Below are 8,530 nucleotides of genomic sequence, written 5' to 3' on the forward strand. Positions count from 1 at the left end.
TATCTTACTTTGTTTGCTTGTCAGATCAAGTCTAAACTATTACAGATAAAACGTATAGTTATTTTTGGTGGAACGGGATTTATAGGAAAACACATCGTAAGACGCTTGGCAGCGGCGGGGTATTTAATAAGAATATTTACTCGTGATCAGGAAAAAGCTGCTTGTCTAAAGTTATGTGGCAACTTAGGGCAAATATCAATACTTGAAGGAGATTTTTTTAATGAAAAATCAATTTTAGAAAGTATGGAGGGGTGTGATGTTGTTATAAACTTAGTAGGAATATTATATGAAAAAAGAAAATACGATTTCTATACAGTTCATGTTGGAATAGCTGAAAGAATAGCAAAAGCTGCGCAAATAAAAAATGTATCCATGATGATACATTTTTCTGCCATGGGAATAGAAAATGATAAGTTATCAAAATATGCCCAAAGTAAATTGAAAGGTGAGAAAGCTGTAGCTTCGGCGTTTCAAGGAGCAATGATAATTAAGCCCAGTCTTGTATTTGGTAAAGAAGATAATTTCTTTAATAAATTTGCAAGATTAGCAACAATTCTTCCTTTTTTGCCGTTGATCGGTAGTGGAATAACGAAGTTTCAGCCGATATGTGTAACAAACTTAGCTGAAGTGGTATACCGTATTATCAGCTTTAATAAGCAAGATAAAAAAATTTATAATATAGGTGGATCAAAAGTTTACTCTTTTAAAAGCTTATTAAAGTTTATTCTGAATGTGACTAACAGAAAGTGTCTACTGATCAATGTACCTTTTCCAATGGCAAGATTGATAGCCTTTTTCTTAGAAAGTAAAGTTGTTTCTGTGCTGTTAAAACCTATAACTGGAGATGCAAGCCCTATACTTACTCGAGATCAGGTGAAAGTTATGATGAGTAGTTCAATCGAAAAGTCAGATGATCTCGAAACAATGAAAATTAGACCACTAGCAATTGAAAATGTGGTACCAGAATACTTGAAAATTTATAGAAAGCATTGATAGAAGAATGTGCCCGGTAGGATTCGAACCTACGACCCACAGCTTAGAAGGCTGTTGCTCTATCCAACTGAGCTACGGGCACACATCATATATAAAATGCTTCTTAGTACACGTGAAGTCAAGTATTTCTTGTGAATATAATGTTTGTGATAATATCTCAAAACTTTGTCAGTACAGCATGTAACGATAAAACTGAGAAAAAAGAAGCGTGAGTAATAGGAAGTCTAATAGCGCAGTAACACAGAACCCCAGGCTAAACCTGCACCTATTGAAATCAGCAATATCAGATTTCCTGACTTTATTTTTGATTCTTGTACTGCATAGTCTAAGGCTAGTGGAATTGACGCTGCTGAGGTGTTTGCATGCTTATCAACTGTATTAATTACTTTTTCTATAGGAAAATCTAATTTCTTTACTACTGCTTCAATAATGCGAATGTTTGCTTGATGGGGAATTAACCAGTCAATATCAGTAATCTTCAAACTATTGCATTTTAGAGTTTCCTCTACTGAGGTTGTTAATTTCTCTACTGCATGTTTAAACACTTCTCTTCCATTCATAAGTATCTTTCCAGAATCACGAGTAGAGGATATTCCTCCGTTTGTACATAATAAGTCCACATTGCCATCAGAGTGTAAGTTTGTTGATATAATGCTACTGCTACTCATTTCTGATTTCATTATCACTGCACCAGCACCATCACCAAAGAGTACACAAGTTGACCTATCTTCCCAATCAACAATCCTAGACATTATTTCAGCACCAATAACAAGCGCGTATTTAATTCTATCGTTAGACTTTATAAGTGAATCAGCAACTGTAACTGCATATATAAAACCAGAGCATGCTGCCTGTACATCAAAAGCAAATGCGTTTTTACACTTTAATTTACTTTGTATAATCGTTGCACAGCTAGGAAAAGTTTTGTCAGGTGTTGTTGTTGCAACTATGATCAAACCAATTTCATCTATTGAAATTTTCGCTTTTTCTATAGCATTTTTCGCTGCATTAACAGCTAAATCTGACGTTAGTTCTCCTTCATCTGCTATATGTCTTTGAACTATTCCTGTTCTTTGCCTTATCCATTCATCGTTTGTTTCAACTATCGATGCAATTTCGTTATTACTCAAAATTTTTTTTGGTAGGTAAGAACCAGTGCTCAATATGAAACTTTTATTCAATATGACTTACCCCGTTAATTATCTTCTGGTTTAAATTTTCACTGATTGCATTTACTGCAAATTTTATAGCGTGAGCAAAAGAAATAGCATCAGAATTTCCGTGGCTCTTTATAATGATACCATTTAGCCCTAAAAACATAGCTCCACTTCTAATTTTAGGATTAAAACGCTCTAATGCTTTATTTAGCTTGGGTTTCAACAATATGCCGACAAGCATTTTTGTCATCCATGAATTAAATACTTCCTGTTTTATTAGACTGATAAAAGTACCAGCAGTTGCCTCAGCTGTCTTGAGCATTACATTACCAACAAAACCATCAGCAACAATTACGTCTATATTACCATCTAAAAATTCACTTGCCTCTATATATCCTTTGAAGTTAATACTTGGAGCATTTTTGAGTAACTCAAAAGCTCCTCTTACTGAGTCAGTACCTTTCACTTCTTCTGTACCAATGTTTAGCAAAGCGACTTCAGGATTTTCAACTTTTAATGCTATTTTTGCAAATATACTCCCCATTAATGCAAATTGAAATAATGAGTCAGTATTACAGTCAACATTTGCACCAAGATCAAGCAATGCAAAGCTTTTTGTCTTAGTTGGACAGACAGATGCAATAGCAGGACGATAGATATTGGGTAATGTTCCTAAAATAAATCTGGAGATAGCCATCAATGCTCCAGTGTTGCCTGAAGACACCATTCCAAAAGCTTTACCTTTTTTCACTGCTTCAACAGCTGCCTTCATACTTGAATCTTTGCGATGTTTCAGTGCAAAAGAGGGTTTATCATTTGGAAGAACATTATCAGAGCAATGGGTAAATTCGGAGTTATCGATTACTTTTTTGTATTTTGAAAGCAAAGGAGATATTTCTTTCTGATCTCCATAAATATGAAAAAAAACTTCAACACCTGGATCAACAAGATTATCCAAGAAAAAACTAGCACCCTGAATTACGGAAAGAGGTGCAAAATCCCCTCCCATAGCATCAAGTGCGATAACTATGTTGTTGTTGACCGTGGGTAACATATCATGAGTTACTCCGCCTTTTGTTTAATGAAAACACGTTTTCCTTTGTAACTATTGTCAACTGCTATGTTGTGAGGCAACATGAATTCTCCAGTTGTTGCACATACCACAATATTCTTAGGCTTAATAGTATGATGAGAACGATGCATATTACGCCTTGACTTTGACTTTTTTCTCTTCGGAACTGCCAAAACTTACTCCAATTCAATTATATAACACAATTTATTAGTAGCATGTTTTTTACAAGAAGTAAATAGCGAAATAAGTAAGGTTTTCTTATACAATTCAGTCTTATAAACTTAAACTCAAGCATTTTGATCAAAGTATATTGAACTTAAGATATATCTTGACTATACTCTGCGATAGAGTTAATAAAAATTTTAATAAAATCAGTAAAACTAATTTTTAGCTAAGATAAATGCAAAGTGAGTTCCTTTGATGTAAACAGTGTTAGAATAATCGGTAGGTGCTTTATCAACTTTCTGTTGAGGCTTGGTAACGCATTTGTGTTTTTTATTCAATCTCTATACCACTGCTTTGTGCCACCGTATTATTTTAGCAATGTAGCAAAACAAATTATAGAGATAGGCTTTTTCTCTTTACCAATTGTTGGGCTCACTGGAGTTTTTATAGGAGCGGTGATAGTTTTACAAAGTAGCTTAAGTGGTCTATTGATTAATCAAGAACAAGTAGTACCTAAGCTTGTTACGATCACTATCATTAAAGAGTTAGGGCCAGTTTTGATTAGCTTAATAATGGTAGGAAAGGTTGGGTCCTCAATTGCAGCAGAAATTGGCACGATGCGCATCACTGAACAAATAGATGCACTTACAACTTTGGACATCAATCCTTTCAAATATTTAATTGCACCAAGAATTCTAGCGTCAGTTATAGTATTTCCAATACTTACAGTATGTGCAGATCTAATAGGAATATTTGGAGGGTATGTCACCGCAGTCTTTGAATTTAACCACAATTTAAATATATACATAAAATATACAGCTCAATTCTTTAATATAAACGATTTTGTTGTTGGGCTAATGAAAGCGACTGCTTTTGGGGCTATAATTTCTGTTTCAAGTTGTTATTACGGTTACCATTGTAGAGAAGGTGCACGAGGAGTAGGTGTTGCTACAACATCAACTGTTGTTTTTTCGTCCATATTGATCATTTTAGCAAACTACTTGATTACTTTGATACATGTATAGCCCCATAATATCAATATTGAACCTAAGCTTGTCTTTTGATGATAGAACGATATTAAACAACATAAGTTTTAATATATCGAAGGGGGAATCATTAGTCATACTTGGCGGCTCAGGAAGTGGTAAATCTGTATTAACAAAAATAATCATTGGATTGCTAAAACCAGACTCAGGGTCTATTAAAATAAATAGTGAAAGCAAAAATAAATTTGGAGTCTTATTTCAAAATTCTGCTTTATTTGACTACGTTACAGTGTGGGAAAATATATCTTTTAATTATAAAAAGCGCTTTAATATCAGCGAAAAGGAGGCAAAACAGCTAGCAATCGAGAAATTAAATGATGTTGGACTGGAGGAAAGCATAGCAGATATGTTTCCAATCGAGCTATCAGGCGGAATGAAAAAAAGAGTAGCACTTGCAAGGGCGATTGCGCACAATCCAGAAATTATTGTATTGGATGAGCCAACTTCAGGATTGGACCCAATTATGTCAGATATGGTAAACGAGATAATAATAAAATTATCTAAAGACTTTAACCCTACAATTATCACGATTACACATGATATTCATAGTGCATTTAAAATAGCTGATAAAATAGCAGTATTATACGAAGGGAATATTATCTACCACGGAACTGTCCAAGAAATACAAAATACTAATAACGAATATATAAAAAAATTCATTCATTATATATAGCTATAGGTTTACAAACGATATTGTGAATGCCATATCTACCCTAACTTGAGCTACTGACAATTGTCGTTCTGTTACTAGTGTAGTGCCACGGTGGTATGGTGTGTTAGCTATAAAACAACGCATTAAATATAGCTAAAGTAACTTATATCAATTTTTATTATTATGCCAATTCCAACTGCAGAAATTTATTGAATTTGTTACTTCACTACTCAACAGCAATTACAACTGATGATTTTATTTCATTCTACTACCTGCTGATTTATTTTCTGCTCAGCATATCCATTAAATCAGATTTTTTGAGTTTATTATGATCAACTTTACTGAATTTATTCACCATAGAGCTCATTTGATTATACTGCTTAATTAGAAGATTAACGTCAGTTACACTTGTTCCGGACCCCTTAGAAATTCTAAGTCTTCTTTTGCCATTTAAAATATCTGGATTTTGCCTTTCTTTTTCGGTCATTGAGTTTATGATGGCTATATATTTTTTCACTTTATTGTCGTCTGGCACACTGCTACTTAGCTTTTTTGTGAATGAACTAGGGATGAATTTCATTATGTTGCTAATGCCATCCATTTTACTCAGAGTTTTTAACATTCCCACTAGGTCGTTTAGGTCGAATTTACCCTTTTTTACTTTCTTTTGTAACTTATCAATTTCTTCCTGACCAACAATCTCAGCAGCTTTTTCAACCAATGATACAACATCACCCATGCTAAGTATCCTTTTTGCAATTCTATCGGGATAAAAATCATCGAGGTCACTTAATTTTTCACCACAAGCAATAAATTTAATTGGACAATCGGTGATCATTTTCATAGAAAGAGCAGCACCACCACGTGCATCACCATCAACACGGGTGAGAATAATGCCGGTTACACCTATTACCTCATTGAATGATTTAGCAATGTTGACCGCATCCTGGCCTATCATTGCGTCGGCTACTAAAATAACTTCTGCAGGTGAAGCTATTTCCTTTACGGCTTTCAACTCATTCATCATATTATTGTCAATATGAAGCCTGCCTGCGGTGTCTAGTATTAATACATCATAATTATCGTTCTTTGCTGCTGCCAGTGCCCTTTTTGTAATTGCAATAGGCTCCTCATTTATTACTATAGATAAAGTTTGTACGTCTATCTGTTTACCCAGCACCTCAAGTTGTTTCTGGGCAGCCGGCCTATAAATGTCTAAAGAGGCAAGCATCACTTTTTTCTTTTGCTTTTTTAGCTTTAAAGCAAGCTTTCCTGAGGTAGTTGTTTTACCTGCACCTTGTAAGCCCGCCATCATAATCACAGCAGGAGGTTTAACTGCTAGATTTAAGTCACTTTTCTCTGATCCGAGAACTGCAACTAAATTATCCTGCACAATTTTAATTATCATTTGTGCTGGAGAAACACTTTTTATGACTTTTTCCCCAATCACTTTATCTTTAATGTCGTTGATGAATTTTTTTGCAACTTCAAGTGAAACGTCAGCTTCAATTAAAGCTATACGTATTTCACGCATGGCAAGATTAAAATCATCTTCAGAAATGATCGACTTTCCTCTCAGTTTACTAAATACAGAATTTAAACTTTCAGTTAACGATTTAAACATAATAGCATTAGTAGAATACTCATTAAAAAGAGAGAAGAAGCTGAAACAAAACTTACTGAGTTATAACTTAGCACTTCTTTAAGTTTAGTAATATTATTAAAGTATAAATTAGTAAGTGAATTAGTCAAGTTTTGCAGTACGTTGGCAGACATTTCTCTCACTTTAAAGACCAATTGATTGAACAACAAGACAATATAGGATATGAAAACTCTAAAAATCCAATCAACATCCATTTTAAAATTTACTCTCGGGTAAAATAACTTGCGTAAAGGAATAAACAATAAAGTGGTACATAGTAATAAATTAAATTGCGACAAAACATTTTTTGTGTTGTACACAAAATCGAAAATCGAAGGTTTATTGTAAATAGGTAAGTAAGGATTGCCAGCGATTACGCATATAAATGCTAAAATAATCATAGTCATTTTGCCTCCCCTCTCTGCTAAAGGTTTTGACTTACTTTTTGCAATAAATAAGTAATAAAGAAACTTTAGCCCCACGCTTAAATGAAGCAGCAAATTTAGAAGCTTATATAAATTTTTATACCCTTTTAAGGCAACAGTGTTCATTTCAATTTCAGCTGTGATATATGATTTACTGATAAATCCAACGGTTCCAGGAAATGCAGCCATTGTAAGTATTGCGATTATAGCACACATGCCTTCCACTGACATCAGTTTACCCACTCCATTAAAACTAATTGTTTTTGTTTGTAAAATAATCGAATTACTGACCACAAACAATAATGATTGATAAACAAGAGAGAAGATTATATGCAGTATCAAAATTGGTATTGCTTTTTCCGAAGGACTGAGCAAACTTCCTGCAATAATCAGCAAGCCCATTTGTCCTACAACGTTATAGCATAAAAATCTGCGAATATTTTGCTCAAGAGAAGCAAATATAATGCTGTAAATTACAGTGATGGCGCCTACAAGTGCTAATATTTCAGTACAATCTTGCCATAGGGTGTAAGTGTGTAAAAGCATCACTAAAAAAGAGACTTTAGTGGTAAATAAAGAGAGATATGTAGTGCCATGTAGTGATGCAGCAGGATATGCATCAACAACCCAAAACGAAAAAGGAAAACAAGCGCAGTTTATCAATAAACCCAAAATTATCAGGTTAGTGCTTTGAAGTGCCAATCCTGCTGTCAATATAACTCCAACCAAAAAGTGTACACAAGCGTACCTTATTGCAGATCCACTATCTCTACAGCTAGCTGCGATAATAAAAAATGCACTGATGGTCATTAATTCAAAGAATATTATAACCAACATTATCTGCTTGGATAAAATTGCACAGAGTGAGCAGGTAGTATAAGCAAAAAAAGATAGCATCTCTGAAAAAGTCAAATTTTGTGTTGGTAGAACAGCTAAAAATGCAACTGATAAAAAAGATATTAGTACGATACGAAAAGATAAATCAAAATTTAGAACTGGATGAGAGCAATTCAGTGTAGTACCTAAATTTTCAGGTAATATTAGGACTATCACTATTAATGTAGTCAATAGAAATAGCAATAAAAATTTATAAAGTTGCACAATGATGTAAAACAGTATGGTTTATGCTACCTCAACATACAAATAAAATCAATTTGCATATTAACCACTAGTTAAGCTAATTACCATATAATTATATCAGGGTTTAGAAGGTTATAGAGAAACCGGTCAGATTAGGTTTTTAATCTAATCTGACCGATAGCTTTAATAGTGAGGTAAGCTTTAATATAGCACTCCTAATTCACAGTGCTACACTCGTGCATAATTTATTGTTAATTTGTAATAGTTTAGACTTGATCTGACAAGCAAACAAAGTAAG

At 33.8% G+C, this 8,530-nt stretch carries 8 protein-coding genes and 1 tRNA gene; 3 read left to right on the forward strand and 6 right to left on the reverse strand.

What is annotated here, in order from left to right; genetic code table 11:
- Positions 1-24: 24 nt before the first annotated feature.
- Positions 25-993, forward strand: coding sequence for a complex I NDUFA9 subunit family protein (locus JR053_RS00870; protein ID WP_416603278.1), 969 nt, complete (start codon positions 25-27; stop codon positions 991-993).
- Positions 994-1,001: 8 nt separating this feature from the next.
- Here the strand turns inward: JR053_RS00870 and JR053_RS00875 are convergent.
- The 4 genes from JR053_RS00875 to rpmF all read right to left on the reverse strand — a co-directional run bounded on the left by JR053_RS00875 (position 1,002) and on the right by rpmF (position 3,395).
- Positions 1,002-1,075: transfer RNA gene (locus JR053_RS00875), tRNA-Arg, on the reverse strand.
- Positions 1,076-1,217: 142 nt separating this feature from the next.
- A complete protein-coding gene (locus JR053_RS00880) occupies positions 1,218-2,174 on the reverse strand; it encodes a beta-ketoacyl-ACP synthase III (RefSeq protein ID WP_010405340.1) in 957 nt (318 codons plus the stop codon).
- Positions 2,167-3,204 carry a phosphate acyltransferase PlsX gene (gene plsX / locus JR053_RS00885; protein ID WP_010405337.1) on the reverse strand — a complete coding sequence of 346 codons (1,038 nt, stop codon included), beginning with the start codon at positions 3,202-3,204 and terminating at the stop codon, positions 2,167-2,169. Before plsX ends, JR053_RS00880 begins: the two co-directional genes overlap by 8 nt.
- Before the next feature lie 8 nt (positions 3,205-3,212).
- Positions 3,213-3,395, reverse strand: a complete 183-nt coding sequence (rpmF, locus tag JR053_RS00890; RefSeq protein WP_029237672.1) for a 50S ribosomal protein L32 — start codon at positions 3,393-3,395, stop codon at positions 3,213-3,215.
- A 234-nt stretch (positions 3,396-3,629) separates the two neighbouring features.
- Between rpmF and JR053_RS00895 the strand changes: the two genes are divergently transcribed.
- A complete protein-coding gene (locus JR053_RS00895; RefSeq protein ID WP_029237671.1) occupies positions 3,630-4,412 on the forward strand; it encodes an MlaE family ABC transporter permease in 783 nt (260 codons plus the stop codon).
- Positions 4,405-5,106: an ABC transporter ATP-binding protein gene (locus JR053_RS00900; RefSeq protein WP_010405332.1), complete on the forward strand. Its 702-nt coding sequence runs from the start codon at positions 4,405-4,407 to the stop codon at positions 5,104-5,106. Before JR053_RS00895 ends, JR053_RS00900 begins: the two co-directional genes overlap by 8 nt.
- Positions 5,107-5,365: 259 nt before the next feature.
- Here JR053_RS00900 and ffh read toward each other — a convergent pair whose 3' ends face one another.
- Complete coding sequence (gene ffh, locus JR053_RS00905) at positions 5,366-6,709, reverse strand: signal recognition particle protein (protein ID WP_010405331.1); 1,344 nt, start codon at positions 6,707-6,709, stop codon at positions 5,366-5,368.
- Entirely contained in the window at positions 6,694-8,253 is a 1,560-nt protein-coding gene (locus JR053_RS00910; protein WP_029237670.1) for a proton-conducting transporter transmembrane domain-containing protein, read from the reverse strand. Before JR053_RS00910 ends, ffh begins: the two co-directional genes overlap by 16 nt.
- Positions 8,254-8,530: the final 277 nt, after the last annotated feature.

Source organism: Wolbachia endosymbiont of Nasonia vitripennis, assembly GCF_048054115.1.
Lineage (GTDB): Bacteria > Pseudomonadota > Alphaproteobacteria > Rickettsiales > Anaplasmataceae > Wolbachia.